This window comes from Oceanobacillus luteolus (genome assembly GCF_023715655.1).
Taxonomy (GTDB): Bacteria; Bacillota; Bacilli; order Bacillales; family Amphibacillaceae; genus Oceanobacillus; species Oceanobacillus luteolus.
Genome location: NZ_JAMBON010000004.1, coordinates 126,061 through 144,042, shown reverse-complemented (window position 1 = coordinate 144,042; position 17,982 = coordinate 126,061). Strand labels below are relative to the sequence as shown.

The following is a 17,982-nucleotide window of genomic DNA, read 5'->3' as shown; positions in this document are numbered from 1 at the left end:
ATGCGCTACTACGCAAAAACCAAATTTACACGCCGAAAGGAGCGTACATACATGAAGCATGATTAGCTTCTAAATCCTTCTGACAATATCCAGTAAATTCTGTAAATATTACTGGGTTAGTTTAGTGTTGCCTTTTTTAAGATAATTGAACCTTGATAACTCAATAATCATTTATTTTACTCTTGACATATCACCGCAGGTCTTAACAATTAACGGATCAATCTGAGGATTGTCCGACTTCTTTCTTTTGCTTTTTGTCTTTAAAATATTCATATAGTGATTTTAATGTTTTAGCATCTAGTTCAATATCATTTTCATATGCATGTTTTACAGCGTATCCGAGGGCCAACGTCATCCCGCCCGCAATACTTCCACCAGCTACAGACCCTGCTCCTGGCACGAATTTAACGACTTGTCGAAATAGTGTTTTTCCGATATTTCCCGTGATTGTCGCTAATATCAATTCCTTCGCCTTTGCTTTAGATAGTGGTTTTTCATAAAGTGCTGCAAGTCTAACCATTAATCCAACCTGAATCCCGGTCAAAGGTACAAAATCGGAACCCGGAATAGGCACTGCGCCGATTGCTGCTGCAGACCCGGATGCACCAATAATCCACTTATTGGCGGTCGATGATTTCTCCTTAATCAGTCTTGCAAATTGGATTTCTTTATGCTTTTTTTTCAGGATATCCAAAATCTCATTTCGTAATTTGTCGATATTCTCTCCGGTTCTAGAGGATATTGGCACCACCTTGAACCGGGAACCTGTATGTTCTTTGATATAACTGACAAGTCCTGGAATATCTTCCGCCGCATCTATCTTATTCAACACGAAGATGATATCTTTATTCGTTTTTCGAATGGATTCAAAGGAGCGCAATTCCCCCTCCGATAATACTGTCCCCGCAGCATTGAGGAAAAATAAAACGACATCGGCTTGCTTAAAAAATTTTAACGTTTCTTCCGAGTTTTTGGTTTGAATATCATCTAGTCCAGGTGTATCGACGAAAACAATCTTCTCACGGTATACATAACGATCGATTCCCGTTGTTTCTCCCGGTCTTGCGCCGACTTGAGCAACCTCATCACCAACTAGCTGATTGATGGTTGATGACTTTCCTGTGTTGACATCACCAATCATCGCAAATAAGATTTCTTTATCGAGTTCAGCATTCACTTGGGCAGTCTCTTCTTCAAATGCCTGATTAAAGTCTTTTTCGTTATATTGCTGCAAGTCATCCACACTCCTTTTTTTCATTTTAGCAAATTATTCATTATTTGGATATATCCATCGATTTTTGTCGAATTACTCTTCTGGGTTGATTAATTATTTTAAATAGTGTTATTCTTTCGGGGAAGAGGATAGGGGGATGATTATGAAAATAATTGATACGCACTGTGACGCACTTTGGAAAATGCAGATGGCAAAGAGGGAAATTGAATTTGATGGACCGCTTGAATTCCGTAATGCACCTGAATTAGAAACGAACGTACAACGCCTAATTGCAGGAGGCGTTAAGGTACAATTTTTTGCGATTTTTATCTTGCCTGATGTTCCTACCACAGAACAATGGCAGCATGCCCTGGAACAAGTGGATCTTTTTTATACTGAAATATTAGGGAAAAATCCTGAGATGAAGCATATTAGAAGTTTTTCCGAATTTAAAAATCTTAAACCCGGTGAGATAGGGGCGGTGCTTACTTTAGAGGGGGCGGATTGTATCGGCAATGACTTAATGAAGCTGGAAACCCTTTACCGCCTGGGTGTACTCTCTGTCGGACTTACTTGGAACAATGCCAATCTATGCGCAGATGGACAAGGAGAACCAAGAGGAGGGGGGCTGACATCTTTAGGCAAGGAAGTGGTTGCTCTTAATAATGAGAATGGCATCTTAACCGATGTTTCCCATCTATCTGATAGAGCATTCTGGGATGTTCTTGATGTCGCAAAATATCCATTCGCTAGTCATTCCAATGCCCGTGCAATTTGCAATCATCCAAGAAACTTGCCTGATGAAGCGATAAAGGCATTGATCGAGAGAGGTGGTTTTCTTCACCTTGTATTCAACCCACCATTTATTAAAGAAGACAGTAATACGGCAACTATCTCGGATTTAATTAAGCATATTGACCATATTTGTTCTTTAGGAGGAGTGAAACATATCGGTTTCGGGTCAGACTTTGATGGCATTGATAATTTTGTCGACGATTTAAGCCATGCCGGGGAATTTCCAAACTTAATTAACGAGCTGCTAAAGTATTACTCAGAAGAAACAGTAAAAGGCTTTGCTTATGAGAACTTTGTAAACAATGTCAGTTACAAATCATAGGTTGAAAGCTGATATAATTCGTAAGGTTATTGGAAAAGACGCAAAAATCAATGAAACTTCATCTTAAATAATAGAAAAACTGGTACCTCTTATTAGAGTACCAGTTTTACAATTTTTGTCCGTAATATTTATCAATGGAGAATCCACGTCCAAGGATTTCTGAAGCATTGATGAAAATCACAAAAGCTTCGGGAGTTTCTTTTTGGAGGATTTTCTTTAATGTTACAGCCTCATGCTGCTCCGTAACGCAGAGAAGCATCGTCTGATCTTGGTTGTAATAGCCTCCGACGGACCGGACTTTCGTCAACCCTCGGTCAATTTCATCACGGATAATCTGTTGAATTTTCTCTTCTTCCTTGGTGATGATGACAATCAATTTGGTTGCGGAAGTGCGCAACTGTACAAAATCAATTGCCTTGCTACAAATAAAGATGGTCATTAAAGCGAATAATGTGAGCTCCAAGCTGAATACAAATATGGATGTGATGACAACAAGTCCATCCACAATAAATTGGGCGTAACCACTTGATATATTTGTAAATCGTTTCATGATTTGGGCGATTGCTGCCGTTCCACCAGTGGATCCATTTCCTTTATAAACTATTCCTAGTCCTACACCGAGAAGAATCCCACCGTAAATAGCGCTAAGCAATGGATTAGTGACCGTTAGTGGTATATCTTCGGTCAGATAGATAATAAATGGCACCCAAAATGTTCCAAGCAATGTTTTCCAGCTGAAATCTTTTCCCATTGTTATCCAGCCAATAAGAAAAATCGGTATATTAATTGCAAATTGAACTAGTGCTGGACTGACATGGTACAATTCAAACAGCAAGGTACTGATGCCGGATATTCCGCCTGCTGCGAGTTTTGCTGGTAACAGGAACATATTGTACGTTAAACCAACGATCGTTGCACCAAGGATGATGTAGTAATATTGTAGTAGTTGATTTTTTGTATGCATCCAAGTTTTCCTTTCCTACGCATTAACGGTCTGTAATATTCCAGCATATGTGTGAAGGGAAGCAGACCGTAAAAACTGATTTTGATTCACTAACAAGTTGTGAAGGCGTTAGGAAGACCTCCAAAGTGTGAAGTTTAATGTTATATTCTACCGTATCTACTTTACCATTCACTACGAATGACGTAAATAGTAGAGAAATTGTTATAACATTAAAAAAATCTCTAGCATGAATGCTAGAGATTTATTATCAGAGTTAACTTTTTAGATTATTGATTAACTTTTGCTTTACTAGTGATGGGCTCCACCCAGTTTAGTGGATCTTCGAGTTTTCCGTATTGGATGCCCGTGATCGTATCGTATATCCTCTTAGAAATTTCACCCGTTTTTCCACCGTTGATGGTGTACTCTTTTCCATTCCATCCTAACGCACCAATTGGTGAAATGACTGCAGCTGTTCCGGAACCGAATGCTTCTTCAAGTAATCCGGCCTCATGGGCATCTGCGAGTTCCTGCATGCCTATTCTGCGTTCGACGACTGGAACGTCCCAGTGTTTCAACAATTGAATGACCGAATCTCGAGTTACCCCCGCTAGAATACTTCCATTCAATTTCGGAGTTACAACTTCTCCATCAATCTTGAAGAAGACGTTCATACTACCAACTTCTTCAATGTATTTTTTCTCCACTCCATCCAACCAGAGCACTTGAGTATATCCTTTTTTGGAGACCACTTCTTGAGCGATAAGGCTTGAAGCATAGTTACCGCCAGTTTTAGCCTCTCCTGTTCCACCTTTAACCGCGCGCACATAAGTGTCTTCCACAGCGATTTTCACCGGATTGATGCCTTCTTTATAGTAAGATCCGACCGGGGATAGGATGATCATAAATTTATATTGATGAGATGGGGCGACGCCTAAAAACGGCTCCGTTGCAAAAACAAATGGGCGAATGTAAAGTGAAGTCCCTTCCGTATCCGGTACCCAATCTTGATCAATTTCAATTAGTTTTTTCAGTGCTTGTAAAACAAAATCCTCATCAATTGGAGGAATTACAAGGCGCTCATTTGATTTGTTCATTCTTTCAAAGTTTTTTCTAGGACGAAACAGCTGAACCTCACCAGATGGAGTACGGAATGCCTTTAATCCTTCAAAAACCGATTGTCCATAATGAAAAATCATTGCAGCAGGGTCAACCGAAATTGGCTGATATGGTAGAATTTTAGCATTATGCCACCCGTCCGTAACAGAATAATCCATCACAAACATGTGATCCGTAAATGTTCTGCCAAATTCTAATTGATCAGTCTGTGGTTTTTCCTTCTTTGCTGTGCTCAACTCAACTTGTATTGACTGTTCTTCCATATCTCTATCTCCTTATCCTGAAAAGTTCTCTTAATCATAAGATATTTTTTGAAATTTGGCAAGAGGCTATTTTTTTAAGTTTATTGTTTATTCAGTAGTTTTACATGCATAGATGAATCTTTCTAAAAATAGTTGAATAATCGTTGATATATAGCGCTAGTGAGGATGATGAAGTGATATTCGATAACATTTCACCATTTAGCACTTATAATATATTGCCAAGTGAACCTAAATCGATATTATGCTAGAGTAAAAGTATCGGAACTATACGAAGGGAGAAGAAGTTGTGATTAAGACAATAATTTTTGATCTTGATGATACATTGCTTTGGGATGAAAAGAGTGTAAAAGATGCTTTTGAAGAGACTTGTAATGTTGCTGCGGAGAAATATAATCTAGATCCTCAGGAACTGGAAGAGCGGGTAAGAGCGAATGCGAGAATAATATATGCGGATTATCCTACATATGAATTTACAAAGATGATTGGCATCAATCCATTTGAAGGGCTTTGGGGAGAATTTCCAGATGAAGGTGGGATGTTCCCTGAACTACGAAAATTGGCGCCGACATACCGTAAGGATTCATGGACCAAGGGTTTGGAAGATTTAGGGGTTGATGATCCGGCCTTTGGAGAAGAGCTTGGTGAAACTTTTCCAGAGATGAGAAAAAAGACTGCTAGACTTTATCTGGATACTATTCAATTACTTGATGCGTTAAAAGACAAGTATGAAATGGTTTTATTGACGAATGGTTCTCCTGCACTTCAAAACTTAAAACTTGAGCTTACTCCAACCCTCGCACCATATTTTGAACATATTGTGATCTCTGGAGAATTTGGTAGAGGGAAACCAGATACATCTATCTTTGAACATGTTTTAGAGTTAGTGGAAAAAGATAAAGAAGATGTGCTGATGGTAGGGGATAATCTAAATACAGATATTCTAGGAGCAGTGAGGACAGGAATCACTTCGGTTTGGATTAATCGAAAAGGAGCTATAGCTGAAAAAGTGAGGCCCGAATATGAAATAAATGAGTTGATGGACCTTTTGCCTTTACTCGATCGTATAAATTCATAATAAATCGTGTTGTTCGTTCAGGACAACACGATTTTTCTTTTGGAAGGAAAAAATTTTCAGTGCGTCAAAATGCTTGATTTGTCGACTTATTTCGAGAGTTTACTAAAGCGTAAAACAAAATAATACATTGAAATATTTGAAAATTAATCTTATAATGATTCGAAAATGAAGGGTGGAGAAAAAATGACAAAGGATCTAAGAATAAAGAGTCAAGCATTTGATGGTAAAATGCGCTCACCAAACCGGGCGATGCTCCGGGCAGTAGGACTTACTGATGAAGATTTTAAAAAACCAATGGTTGGGGTTGCCGATTCGGAAAGTGATGTCACCCCATGTAACGTCCATCTAGGATCTCTAGCAAAAAATGCAAGAGAAGGGGTGCGTGAGGCTGGAGCAGTACCGTTTCTTTTCCACACCATCACGGTATCAGATGGTATTTCCATGGGTACACAAGGCATGCGTTACTCCCTGCCAAGTCGGGAAATCATCGCCGACTCGATTGAAACCGTAGTTGGTGCTGAGAACTTGGACGGGCTCGTTGCATTTGGTGGATGTGATAAAAATATCCCTGGCTGTATGATTGCAATAGCTAATGCCGAAATTCCTTCCGTCTTTGTTTACGGTGGAACGATTTCTCCGGGGAATCTGAACGGAAAAGATATTGATCTCGTTTCTGTATTTGAAGGTGTCGGAAAAAATAATAAAGGTGAAATAAGTGATGACGAATTAAGGGATATTGAATGTGCAGCCTGTCCTGGTGCAGGTGCTTGTGGCGGAATGTATACAGCAAATACGATGGCATCCGCGGTAGAAGCACTTGGAATGAGTTTACCTGGAAGCTCATCTCATCCGGCTGAGTCTAAAGATAAGTGGATCGACTCGAAAGAAGCAGGTAAAGCAGTCTATAAATTAATAGAGAAACGTATCTTCCCGAAAGACATTATGACAAAAGAAGCGTTTGAAAATGCTATTGTTGTCGTAATGGCACTTGGTGGTTCTACCAACGCGATCCTTCATTTGCTTGCGATTGCGCATGCCATTGAAGTTGATCTAACGATTGATGATTTTGCACGCATCCAGAAAGAAGTACCGCATTTAGCAGATTTGAAACCTAGTGGAAAATACGTTTTCCAAGATTTGTACAAAGTTGGCGGAGTTCCAGCTGTTATGAAATTATTACTAGAAAACGGCTATTTGCATGGTGATTGTTTGACAGTCACTGGGAAAACATTGGCTGAAAACTTAAAAGATGTCCCTGATCTGGCGGAGGGGCAACAGGTAATCATGCCTCTTGATAAACCAAAACGAAAGGATGGACCATTGATTGTTCTGAAAGGTAACCTATCTCCTGAAGGATCAGTTGCGAAAGTATCTGGAGTTAAAGTTACTCGCCATACAGGTCCAGCTCGTGTATTTGATACAGAGGAAGCTGCAACGAAAGCTGTCATGAATGACGAGATCAAAGAAGGGGACGTTCTTGTCATTCGTTATGTCGGTCCAAAAGGTGGTCCAGGAATGCCGGAAATGTTATCCATTTCTAGTATACTAGTAGGTAAAGGGCTTGGAGAGAAAGTAGCACTCTTAACGGATGGACGTTTTTCTGGCGGGACTCACGGCTTGGTGGTAGGTCATATTGCGCCAGAAGCTCAAGTTGGCGGTCCGATTGCTTTGCTTCGAGAGGGAGATATGGTGACTGTCGATACGGAAGAAATGGTACTTTCTTTCGATGTGTCCGAAGAAGAAATAGAAAGACGCCGCAGCGAGTGGGTAGCGCCACCGCTTTATAAAAAAGGCGTATTGGGTAAATATGCACATAATGTGACTAGTGCATCAAAAGGTGCTGTCACGGATTACTTAAATCGCTAAAGATAGAAAATAACCCAGGGTGAATTCCTGGGTTATTTTTTTGTTTTAAAATAAATGTCTCCGGTACGTGAAAATCCTAAAATACTATATGTTTAACAGTGATGACAATTTCTTGGAAAATATGAGAATGCTTCAAACGAAACGTACTACGATAGCCCTCAGAAAATAAAAAAATCAGAAAAAAATTAAGTTTATTTATTAAACTAAAAAGTGTGACAACGACAATGATGTAAGCGCAAACAATTTAATAGACTTATCAAAAGTATCAAAAAACTTTGCGAAAAACGGTTGACCTTTTGAAAAAAGCATTGTATGATAAACGGCAATATCATTAAACGTTAAAAACAGTTGGCTAGACAGGTTAAGAAAAAACATTACCCGTAGCCGACGAACTTATAAATTTCATATCACAAATCGATGACGGGAATAAAGGAACATGGTAATGGTACTCACAGAGATCTGGGGTTGCTGGAAGCCCAGAAGTACCTATTGTTCTGACATCATCTCTGAGTGCTTAGCTGAACGGTCTTTCTTAGACTCATTAGGCTAGGTCAGGTGCAGCCATTGTACCTGTTATCAAATCAAGCTGATGCAGCTTGATGAGGCAGTATTCGTGAGGATGCTGTGTATATGGGTGGTACCGTGAAAAGTAGACGCTTTTCGCCCCAGTAGACATTGCGGTTAGGCATTGTTGTGGGGTGGGAAGCGTCTTTTTTGTATTCAATCAAATTATTTTAGGAAATTGAGGGAGGTATACGAATGGCGGTAAAAGCTAGTCAAAGGTCGGAAGTTGGAAAGGAGTTCGTAACGGGGGCTGATCTGCTCATTGAAGCGTTGGTGGAAGCCGAAGTTGAGAAAGTGTTTGGATATCCTGGTGGAGCTGTATTACCGATTTATGATGCGATGTTCCGCCATGATTTTCCCTTTGAACACATCCTTTGTCGCCATGAGCAGGGCTCAATCCATGCGGCGGAAGGTTATGCACGAGTGACTGGAAAGCCTGGAGTCGTGCTAGCCACCTCGGGTCCCGGTGCAACGAACTTGATTACAGGTATTACGGATGCAATGATGGATTCTTTGCCGCTCGTGATTATCACCGGTCAAGTGGCGCAAGGTGTAATCGGGACAGATGCTTTCCAGGAAGCTGATGTGATGGGATTAACGACACCGATTACGAAATATAATTATCAAGTCCATGATGCAAGAGAACTGCCACGTATCATAAACGAAGCATTTTATATTGCGACGACAGGCAGACCAGGACCAGTACTAATCGATATTCCAAAAAATATCTCGGCGGAGATGACATTTGCCAATACGGATAACACGATCAATTTGCCAGGATATCAGCCAACGGTCGAACCTAATGTAATGCAACTTCAGAAGCTGGTCCATCTTTTGGAAGAAGCTGAACGGCCAATCTTATTAGCTGGAGCAGGTGTATTGTTAGCTGACGGAGCGGATTTACTGCTTCAGTTTGCAGAACGGCATGAATTGCCGGTAGTCAATACGTTACTAGGGTTAGGAAGTTTTCCGGGTGAACACGAGTTGTTTCTTGGGATGGGAGGCATGCACGGGACATATACAGCGAACATGGCAATCTACGAGGCGGACTTACTCATCAATATCGGAGCACGTTTTGATGACCGGTTAACTGGAAAGGTGGCCAACTTTGCTCCAGGAGCAAAAGTAGTCCATATCGATATTGATCCAGCAGAAATCGGAAAAATCATCCGAACGGAAGTACCTATCGTAGCAGACGCTAAAAAGGCATTACAAGCTTTGCTTGAAATGGACGTCAAAAAACCGCAAATAAGTGAATGGTTGACGAAGCTGATGGCTAGCAAAGTAAATAATCCATACTGGTACAACCGAAATGATGAGACCATTTCACCACAGTGGCTCATCGAGCAGATGCATGAAGCATCTGATGGAAAAGCGATCATTACAACAGATGTTGGACAGCATCAGATGTGGGCAGCTCAATTTTATCTATTTAACAACCCACATAACTGGGTCACATCAGGAGGACTCGGAACGATGGGATTCGGACTTCCGGCTGCGATTGGTGCTCAACTTGGCAGACCAGATGATTTAGTCATTTCGATTGTCGGTGATGGTGGATTTCAAATGACAATTCAAGAATTGGCAGTCATTTCAGAACGGAAGCTACCAATCAAAATATTTATCATTAATAACGAAGCACTAGGAATGGTTAGACAATGGCAAGAAGAGTTCCATGGCGAGCGTTACTCCAGCTCATTATTCACTCAAAATCCAGACTTTTTAAAACTGGCAGAAGGTTATGGTATTAAGAGTGTGCTCGTCCATAAGGAAAAAGATGTACCGGCAGTATTGGAAGAGGTATTCGATTATGATGGACCGGTGCTTGTCGATTTCCGGATCGACTGGAAGGAAAAGGTGATGCCGATGGTGGCGCCTGGTAAAGGCATCAATGAAATGGTGGGGGTGAAGCCGTGAAACGGATAATCAGCTGTACCGTACAAAATCGCGGTGGTGTTTTAAACAGAATTACCGGAATGTTTTCAAAACGGCACTTCAATATTGAGAGCATTACGGTAGGAGAGTCGGAAGCAGAAGGGCTCGCGAAGATGACATTTGTTGTAAACGTCGAGGATGAAAATAAACTGGAGCAATTGACTAAACAGCTCCACAAGCAAATTGACGTAGTAAAAGTATCCGACATCACAGAAAAATCAATTGTTGCTCGTGAACTTGCACTTGTGAAAGTAGCTGCAGGAAGCCAAGTCAGAGCAGAAATACAAGGGATCATTGCTCCGTTTCGAGGGACGGTCGTGGATGTCAGTAAAGAAACAATGACGATCCAAGTAACTGGTAAAACAGATAAAGTGGATGCGTTCATCACACTCCTCAAACCATATGGCATTAAGGAAATTGCCAGAACCGGAGTGACTGCATTACTTAGAGGTCAGCAAGTCAAACCACATTTAGCGGAAGTAAGCACATTTACTATATAAAATAAAAAACTTATTAGGAGAGGGAGATTTATTATGGCAAAAGTATTATATGAAAAGGATATCAACAACACAGTATTAGAAGGGAAAAAAATTGCAATTGTAGGATATGGATCTCAAGGTCACGCACATGCACAAAATTTACGAGACAGTGGGTACGAAGTAGTGATTGGTTTACGAGCTGGGAAATCACAAGCGAAAGCGGAAGAAGATGGTTTTACTGTATATCCAGTGGATGAAGCTGTTAAGCAAGCGGATGTCGTGATGATTTTACTTCCGGACGAAGCTCAAGCGAAAGTCTATGAAGCAAGTATTAAACCAAACTTAAAAGAGGGAAGTGCTTTAGCATTTGCTCATGGATTCAATATCCATTACTCACAAGTAGTGCCTCCTGCGAATGTTGATGTATTCCTAGTTGCTCCTAAAGGCCCTGGACATTTAGTTAGAAGAACGTATGAAGAAGGAGCTGGTGTCCCAGCGTTATACGGGGTTTACCAAGACGTAACCGGCCAAGCGAAAGATGTTGCCCTAGCTTATGCTCAAGCAATTGGAGCTGCACGTGCCGGAGTTCTGGAAACAACTTTCCAGGAAGAAACAGAGACTGATTTATTCGGTGAGCAAGCAGTGCTTTGTGGTGGAGTAACAAGCTTGATTAAAGCAGGATTCGAAACCCTTACCGAAGCAGGTTACCAACCAGAAGTTGCCTACTTTGAATGTTTACATGAAATGAAGCTTATCGTTGACTTGCTTTATGAAGGTGGACTGGAAAACATGCGTTATTCCATTTCCGATACTGCACAATGGGGTGATTTCGTATCAGGTCCACGAGTGATCAATGAGGAAACAAAAGAAAGAATGCAAGAAATCCTAAAAGATGTTCAAACGGGTGCATTTGCTAAAGGGTGGATCTTAGAAAACCAGGCAGGACGTCCACAATTTAATGCAATCAATCGAGCGGAGAACAATCATCCAATTGAACAGGTAGGAAGAGAACTTAGGGACCTTATGCCATTTGTGAAACAGCCCATCCAAGACAAACAGAAGGAAGTGAAGGAATATGTCAAGAATTAAAATTTTCGATACGACCCTGAGAGATGGTGAACAATCACCAGGGGTCAACCTTAACCAACAAGAAAAATTGGAGATAGCAAAACAACTGGAACGTTTAGGAGTAGACCGGATAGAAGCAGGATTCCCTGCTTCTTCCAAAGGTGATTTCCAAGCAGTGAAAGCTATCGCCGATACAATCAAATCTACTTCTGTAATTGCTTTGGCACGTACTGTAAAATCGGATATCGACACAGCTTGGGAAGCCTTAAAAGGAGCAGCCAAGCCTGCAATCCATATCTTCTTGGCAACTTCACCAATTCACATGGAATATAAATTACGCAAGACTCCTGAAGAAGTGATTGCAACGTCTGTAGAAATGGTCCGATATGCAAAAGAGAGATTTGATGAGGTCCAATGGTCAGCAGAAGACGCATCACGTTCCGATTTGAACTTTCTTGCAGAAATCATCGAAAAAGTAATTGATGCCGGGGCTACGGTAATCAACCTTCCAGATACTGTTGGTTATTCGACACCAGCGGAATATGGGAACATGTTTAAATTCATGAAAGAAAATGTGCCTAATATTGATCAAGTCACTTTGTCCTGCCACTGTCATGATGACCTCGGAATGGCTGTAGCCAATTCCATCGCTGCAGTTGAAAATGGAGCAACACAGGTAGAAGGCGCCATCAACGGTATTGGTGAACGTGCCGGTAATGCTTCTTTAGAGGAAATCGCGGTAGCATTGAAAATCCGTTCCGACTTTTACCCTTACCAAACAAACCTCGTATTGAATGAGATTAAGCGGACGAGTGACCTTGTTTCAAAACTTACAGGTATGCATGTGCAGGCGAATAAGGCGATCGTCGGACGTAATGCCTTTAGCCATGAATCAGGAATTCATCAGGACGGTGTACTGAAACATGTGGAAACCTATGAAATCATTACACCTGAAATGGTCGGCGTACAAGAAGCGAATACACTGTTTCTAGGTAAGCATTCTGGACGACATGCATTTAAAGAAAAAGTCCAGGAGATCGGCATTGAACTGACTGAGATAGAACTACAGGATGCATTCACTAAATTTAAAGCATTGACCGATCATAATAAAGAAGTGACTGATGATGATATTTATACCATCATTATGGAAATCAAGACTGATTCGAAACAAGTAGATAAATACGAGTTGAATAGTTTCCAAGTTTATTATGGGACTGCAAATACTCCAACCGCAGTGGTCAGGTTGATTACTCCGGAAAAAGATGAATTGGAAGCGGCTTTGACTGGTAATGGTAGTGTAGAAGCTCTATATAAAACGATAGATAGTTTAATAGAAGAAGAACTGAACTTGATCAATTATCAACTAAACTCGGTAGGCGGAGGAAAAGATGCTCTCGCTGAGGCATATGTGCAATTAAGTGTGAATGGAGAAGTAATGAACGGCAGAGGATCTCATCAGGATGTGTTGATGGCATCTGCTAATGCATTCTTAAATGCGGTGAACCGTTATATAACGAAACACAGTACAGTGAAGAAGCAGGAAACTGTAACTCAATGACTAAATTGAGAGTGCAATAAAATTTAAGGAAGGGGAGACCGAACATGAAAAAGCAGATTGTTTTGCTTCCAGGTGATGGCATCGGCAGAGAGATTATGGAGAGTGCAAAAGAGGTATTACAGGTGATTGCTGAAGAATTTGATCACACTTTTATTTTTCATGAGCATGCAATTGGCGGAGCAGCAATTGATGCGTATGGTGAACCCCTCCCGGAGGAAACGTTGAAAGCCTCCGAACATGCAGACGCAATTCTTTTAGGTGCTGTGGGAGGACCGAAATGGGATGATCAGCCGGTGCATAATAGACCTGAACAGGGACTATTAAAAATACGTAAAAGCCTTGGATTATTTGCTAATTTACGTCCAATCAAAATCATTCCTGCGCTTACTCATGCATCTCCGTTGAAAGAGGATATTGTGTCAGGCAGTGACATCCTAATAATTCGTGAGCTGACAGGTGGATTATATTTCGGTAAACCCAGTGAAAGAAGAAATAACGGCAACTCTGTCGTAGATACTCTAAGTTATGAGCGCTATGAAATGGAAAGAATTATTGAAAAGGCCTTTGAAACTGCGATGACTAGACAAAAACATCTTACATCTGTTGATAAAGCGAATGTACTCGAATCAAGCCGGATGTGGCGAGAAATTGTAGATATGAAGTCAAATGAATATCCAGAGGTCACCGTAGAGCATGTGCTGGTCGACGCGGCAGCGATGAAACTCATTACGAATCCTGCACACTTCGATACGATTGTAACGGAGAATCTGTTTGGTGATATTTTAAGTGATGAGGCTTCAGTGATTCCTGGATCATTAGGTCTCCTGCCATCTGCAAGTGTAAGAGAAGATGGGTTGGGCTTATATGAACCGATTCACGGTTCTGCTCCAGATATCGCCGGAAAAGGAATTGCCAATCCATTAGGGATGATCCTTTCAGCGGCATTTATGCTGAGAAATTCCTTCGGTCTTGATGCCGAGGCAAATGAGATTGAACGGGCAGTGAATGAGGCATTGGAGCAAGGTTATCATACCGCAGACCTTCAAGTTAAAGATGGAACATTAGTATCCACAAAGGAAATGACGGAATTAGTTGTGGAGAATTTGTCCACTCGAAGTATTTCGGATAGCATTTGTCTAACGTATGTTTGATTTATCTTTAGTTGAGGTGAGGAAGATGGGGAAACCAAAAACAATTATTGAAAAAGTTTGGGAACAACACGTAGTTCATCGGGAGGAAGGCAAGCCGGACTTATTGTATATTGATCAGCATCTCGTTCATGAAGTCACATCTCCTCAGGCGTTTGAAGGTCTGCGCTTAGCGAACCGAAAAGTTCGCAGACCAGACTTAACATATGCAACGATGGACCATAATGTTCCGACAAAAAATCGTGAAGTGGTCAAGGATGAGATTTCACGCCAACAGATGGAAACATTGAGAAAGAACTGTGAGGAGTTTGGCATCAAACTGGCTGATATGTTTCACCCCGATCAGGGGATTGTACATGTTATTGGTCCACAACTCGGATTGACGCAACCGGGAAAGACGATTGTTTGTGGAGATAGTCATACATCAACCCATGGTGCTTTTGGAGCGATAGCATTCGGGATTGGAACGAGTGAAGTGGAGCATGTACTTGCAACCCAAACCATTTGGCAAGATCGTCCCAAAACGATGAATGTCAAAGTGGAAGGTGACCTTGGACCAGGGGTGACAGCGAAAGACTTAATCTTAGCTATCATTGCTAAATTTGGAGTCCGTTTCGGAACAGGATATATTATGGAATATACAGGAGATGCAATTCGTAAATTAACTATGGAGGAACGGATGACGATCTGCAACATGTCGATTGAAGGAGGCGCTCGAGCTGGTTTAATCAGCCCTGACGACACGACAATTGAATTCTTACGTGGCAGAGAATATGTTCCTAAAGGGGAAGAATTTGAAAAGGTAAGCCAAGAGTGGTTGGCTTTGGCAACAGATGAGGGTGCGGAATATGACCATACTGTTGTGATTGATGCGAGTGAGGTGGAACCACAAGTGACTTGGGGGACCAATCCATCGATGGGTGTCCCAGTCAGCGGAGCGACACCTCGAATTTCTGAATCGGATAATGCGGATGAAGTGAAGCGTGCACTTGAGTATATGGGATTGGAAGAGAACCAACCGATTACTTCTATTGAAATCGATCATGTATTCATCGGTTCTTGCACGAACTCCAGACTAAGTGATTTACGAAAAGCAGCCAAGATTGTAGAAGGCAGAAAAGTGAAGGACCATGTGAAGGCTATCGTCGTTCCAGGTTCCTTTAGTGTCAAACTTCAAGCTGAAGCAGAAGGCATTGACAAAATATTTAAAGAAGCAGGATTTGAATGGCGTGATTCTGGATGCAGCATGTGTTTGGGAATGAACGATGACATTGTTCCTCCAGGGGGACGCTGTGCTTCAACTTCCAACCGAAATTTCGAAGGACGCCAAGGCAACCGTGCAAGAACTCACCTGGTAAGTCCTGAAATGGCTGCAGCAGCCGCAGTGGAAGGCCGTTTTGTAGACGTCCGTCATTACGCAGGAGTACTTAACTAGAAAGGGGATTCTTATGGAAGCAATAAGACAACATAAGGGCTTGGTCTATGCCTTAAACCGTACCAATATTGATACGGACCAGATCATTCCTAAACAATTTTTAAAACGCATTGAACGAACCGGGTTCGGTCAATTCCTCTTTTACCATTGGCGTTTCAATGATGACGGTACATTAAACCAAGAATTCAGTATGAATAACCCAAAATATGAAGGAGCATCCATTTTGCTGACGGGGGAGAATTTCGGGTGCGGATCCTCAAGGGAGCATGCACCATGGGCGTTGGCAGACTACGGATTCAAAGTTATTATCGCTCCAAGCTTTGCAGATATTTTTTACAATAATGCATTGAAGAATGGGATTATTCTCATCAAGAGTGATGAAGAACAAATAAATACTTGGCAGGCAAAGGCTGAAAATGAGGAACTTCATCTTGAAGTTGATTTAGAAGAGCAAACAATTAAAGATAATGATGGTACGGTTGTAAACTTTGATATACCTTCTTACCATAAAGAGAAACTTATTAATGGTTGGGATGATATTGCTTTAACTTTATTATTGGAAGAAAAGATAACAACATTTGAAAATCAAAAAGCTTAAAAGATAAATATTGTAAACTAGGAAAATCAGGAAAATAATATTTGTTGTACAAAAAAGATTAATATATATAGGAAGAAACTGATCATAAGGAGTGTGGCTTTCTTGGGGATTTATTAACTGGCGAAAAAATTTATCAAGCTTGGAAGCGGTTGGCACCAATCGTTCATCAAACACCGCTCCTGACTTCGCATACAATTGATGATATGGTAGGAAAAAAAGTGTACTGCAAGATGGAGAATCAACAGAAAACGGGAGCATTTAAATTTCGTGGAGCAAGCTTCAAGCTAATGCAATTGTCGAAGGAAGAATTGAAAAGAGGTGTAATAACCGCTTCTGCTGGTAATCATGCACAAGGAGTTGCCTATGCAGCCAGAAAGCTTGGTGCGAAAGCAAAAATCTTTATGCCAGAAGAAACACCATTAGCCAAAGTACATGCGACGAGAAATTATGGAGCAGAAGTCGTACTCACTGGAGAAAGTTTTCAAGAAGCTTATCAAGCTTCCAAGGAATATGAATTATTGAGCGGAGGTGTGTATATTCACCCGTTCGATGATTACGATGTGATGGCAGGGCAGGGAACAATAGCAATGGAACTGCTTCGTCAAGAAGATCGGATTGATACGATTTTTGCACCAATCGGTGGCGGAGGTCTCATTAGTGGAATTGCTGTTGCTTGTAAGCATATTAATCGCAATATTAGAGTGATCGGTGTTCAGGCAAGTGGAGCAGATGCTGTATATAAAACCTACCACACAGATCGGGTCCACCATTTGCCAGAGGTAAATACACTTGCCGATGGAATTGCGGTGAAACAACCTGGAAAATATACGATGCCCATCATACAAGAATATGTGGATGATGTTGTGACTGTGACAGATGAGCAAATTTCTGCGAGTATCCTGTTTATGTTGGAAAGGAATAAAACACTGACTGAAGGAGCAGGAGCTACAGCATTAGCTGGATTATTTGCTTATCATAAGGAAATAAAAAGTCGTCATTGTGGAGTCATCGTAAGTGGTGGAAATCTGGATATCAATAGAATGCCAGAAATTCAAGGATTAGCTGAAGGAAACTCACCGTTTGAAAAAATCAAGCAAATGGCTTAATAAAATAGTGCTTCCCTTAATAGGGATGCACTATTTTTAATAATACAAACTAAAGTGGTTTCGTATTTTACGAAAAACTGTACTACAAATATCAGAAGAGCTGGATAATACAGTTGAAGATTTTCATTGATGAAGAAATAAAAAGAATTAATTTATTGGAAGATGACAAATATAAAGATGAAATATAATATTACTCAATATTTTTCCATATTTCCGGAAACTCTTTAAACCTTATTATATCAAGGTTTTCAAGATTGTTTTATGACAATTCAGTAATGAGAAAGTTAAAATAATTCCCTAATAATATTGCTTTTTTGAATTTATTCCCTTATAATCGCATTACTATAATTTTTACGATTCAATTACAAATTTTACGAATTTGCAATAGTTCAGTAATAATGTGGTTGTATAGTGTTTAAATTAATAGGATGCTAATGTCAGTGTTATAGTATTACAGCTAAATTCCAGAAAAAATTAATAGTTGCATAAACTTAG

The 17,982-nt window shown here is 40.7% G+C and carries 14 protein-coding genes; 11 read left to right on the top strand and 3 right to left on the bottom strand.

The genetic code is table 11. The features are described 5' to 3' along the window. Positions 1-217: 217 nt before the first annotated feature. Entirely contained in the window at positions 218-1,234 is a 1,017-nt protein-coding gene (locus M3210_RS05360; RefSeq protein WP_251512251.1) for a GTPase, read from the bottom strand. Positions 1,235-1,376: 142 nt separating this feature from the next. Here M3210_RS05360 and M3210_RS05355 point away from each other — a divergent pair, with 142 nt between their 5' ends. Then, complete coding sequence (locus M3210_RS05355; RefSeq protein WP_251512250.1) at positions 1,377-2,330, top strand: dipeptidase; 954 nt, start codon at positions 1,377-1,379, stop codon at positions 2,328-2,330. Between the two features lie 106 nt (positions 2,331-2,436). Here the strand turns inward: M3210_RS05355 and M3210_RS05350 are convergent, their stop codons facing one another. Then, positions 2,437-3,294, bottom strand: a complete 858-nt coding sequence (locus M3210_RS05350; protein WP_251512249.1) for a YitT family protein — start codon at positions 3,292-3,294, stop codon at positions 2,437-2,439. A gap of 266 nt (positions 3,295-3,560) precedes the next feature. Further along, on the bottom strand, positions 3,561-4,655 hold the full coding sequence (locus M3210_RS05345) for a branched-chain amino acid aminotransferase (protein ID WP_251512248.1): 1,095 nt from the start codon (positions 4,653-4,655) through the stop codon (positions 3,561-3,563). A gap of 286 nt (positions 4,656-4,941) precedes the next feature. Here M3210_RS05345 and M3210_RS05340 point away from each other — a divergent pair, with 286 nt between their 5' ends. The 10 genes from M3210_RS05340 to ilvA all read left to right on the top strand — a co-directional run bounded on the left by M3210_RS05340 (position 4,942) and on the right by ilvA (position 17,487). Further along, positions 4,942-5,730 (top strand): HAD family hydrolase, encoded by a 789-nt coding sequence (locus M3210_RS05340; protein ID WP_251512247.1) that lies wholly within the window; start codon positions 4,942-4,944, stop codon positions 5,728-5,730. A 183-nt stretch (positions 5,731-5,913) separates the two neighbouring features. Continuing rightward, positions 5,914-7,596 (top strand): dihydroxy-acid dehydratase, encoded by a 1,683-nt coding sequence (gene ilvD, locus M3210_RS05335; protein ID WP_251512246.1) that lies wholly within the window; start codon positions 5,914-5,916, stop codon positions 7,594-7,596. Positions 7,597-8,355: 759 nt separating this feature from the next. Next, on the top strand, positions 8,356-10,077 hold the full coding sequence (ilvB, locus tag M3210_RS05330) for a biosynthetic-type acetolactate synthase large subunit (RefSeq protein ID WP_251512245.1): 1,722 nt from the start codon (positions 8,356-8,358) through the stop codon (positions 10,075-10,077). Continuing rightward, positions 10,074-10,595 carry an acetolactate synthase small subunit gene (gene ilvN / locus M3210_RS05325; RefSeq protein ID WP_251512244.1) on the top strand — a complete coding sequence of 174 codons (522 nt, stop codon included), beginning with the start codon at positions 10,074-10,076 and terminating at the stop codon, positions 10,593-10,595. Before ilvB ends, ilvN begins: the two co-directional genes overlap by 4 nt. A 33-nt stretch (positions 10,596-10,628) precedes the next feature. Continuing rightward, positions 10,629-11,663 carry a ketol-acid reductoisomerase gene (gene ilvC, locus M3210_RS05320; RefSeq protein WP_251512243.1) on the top strand — a complete coding sequence of 345 codons (1,035 nt, stop codon included), beginning with the start codon at positions 10,629-10,631 and terminating at the stop codon, positions 11,661-11,663. After that, complete coding sequence (locus tag M3210_RS05315; protein WP_251512242.1) at positions 11,650-13,200, top strand: 2-isopropylmalate synthase; 1,551 nt, start codon at positions 11,650-11,652, stop codon at positions 13,198-13,200. The genes ilvC and M3210_RS05315 overlap by 14 nt, the downstream gene beginning before the upstream one ends. Before the next feature lie 44 nt (positions 13,201-13,244). Beyond that, complete coding sequence (gene leuB / locus M3210_RS05310) at positions 13,245-14,351, top strand: 3-isopropylmalate dehydrogenase (protein WP_251512241.1); 1,107 nt, start codon at positions 13,245-13,247, stop codon at positions 14,349-14,351. A 25-nt stretch (positions 14,352-14,376) separates the two neighbouring features. Then, a complete protein-coding gene (gene leuC / locus M3210_RS05305) occupies positions 14,377-15,783 on the top strand; it encodes a 3-isopropylmalate dehydratase large subunit (RefSeq protein ID WP_251512240.1) in 1,407 nt (468 codons plus the stop codon). A gap of 13 nt (positions 15,784-15,796) precedes the next feature. After that, positions 15,797-16,381, top strand: a complete 585-nt coding sequence (gene leuD, locus M3210_RS05300) for a 3-isopropylmalate dehydratase small subunit (RefSeq protein WP_251512239.1) — start codon at positions 15,797-15,799, stop codon at positions 16,379-16,381. A gap of 128 nt (positions 16,382-16,509) precedes the next feature. Beyond that, a complete protein-coding gene (gene ilvA, locus M3210_RS05295; protein WP_379597445.1) occupies positions 16,510-17,487 on the top strand; it encodes a threonine ammonia-lyase in 978 nt (325 codons plus the stop codon). Positions 17,488-17,982: the final 495 nt, after the last annotated feature.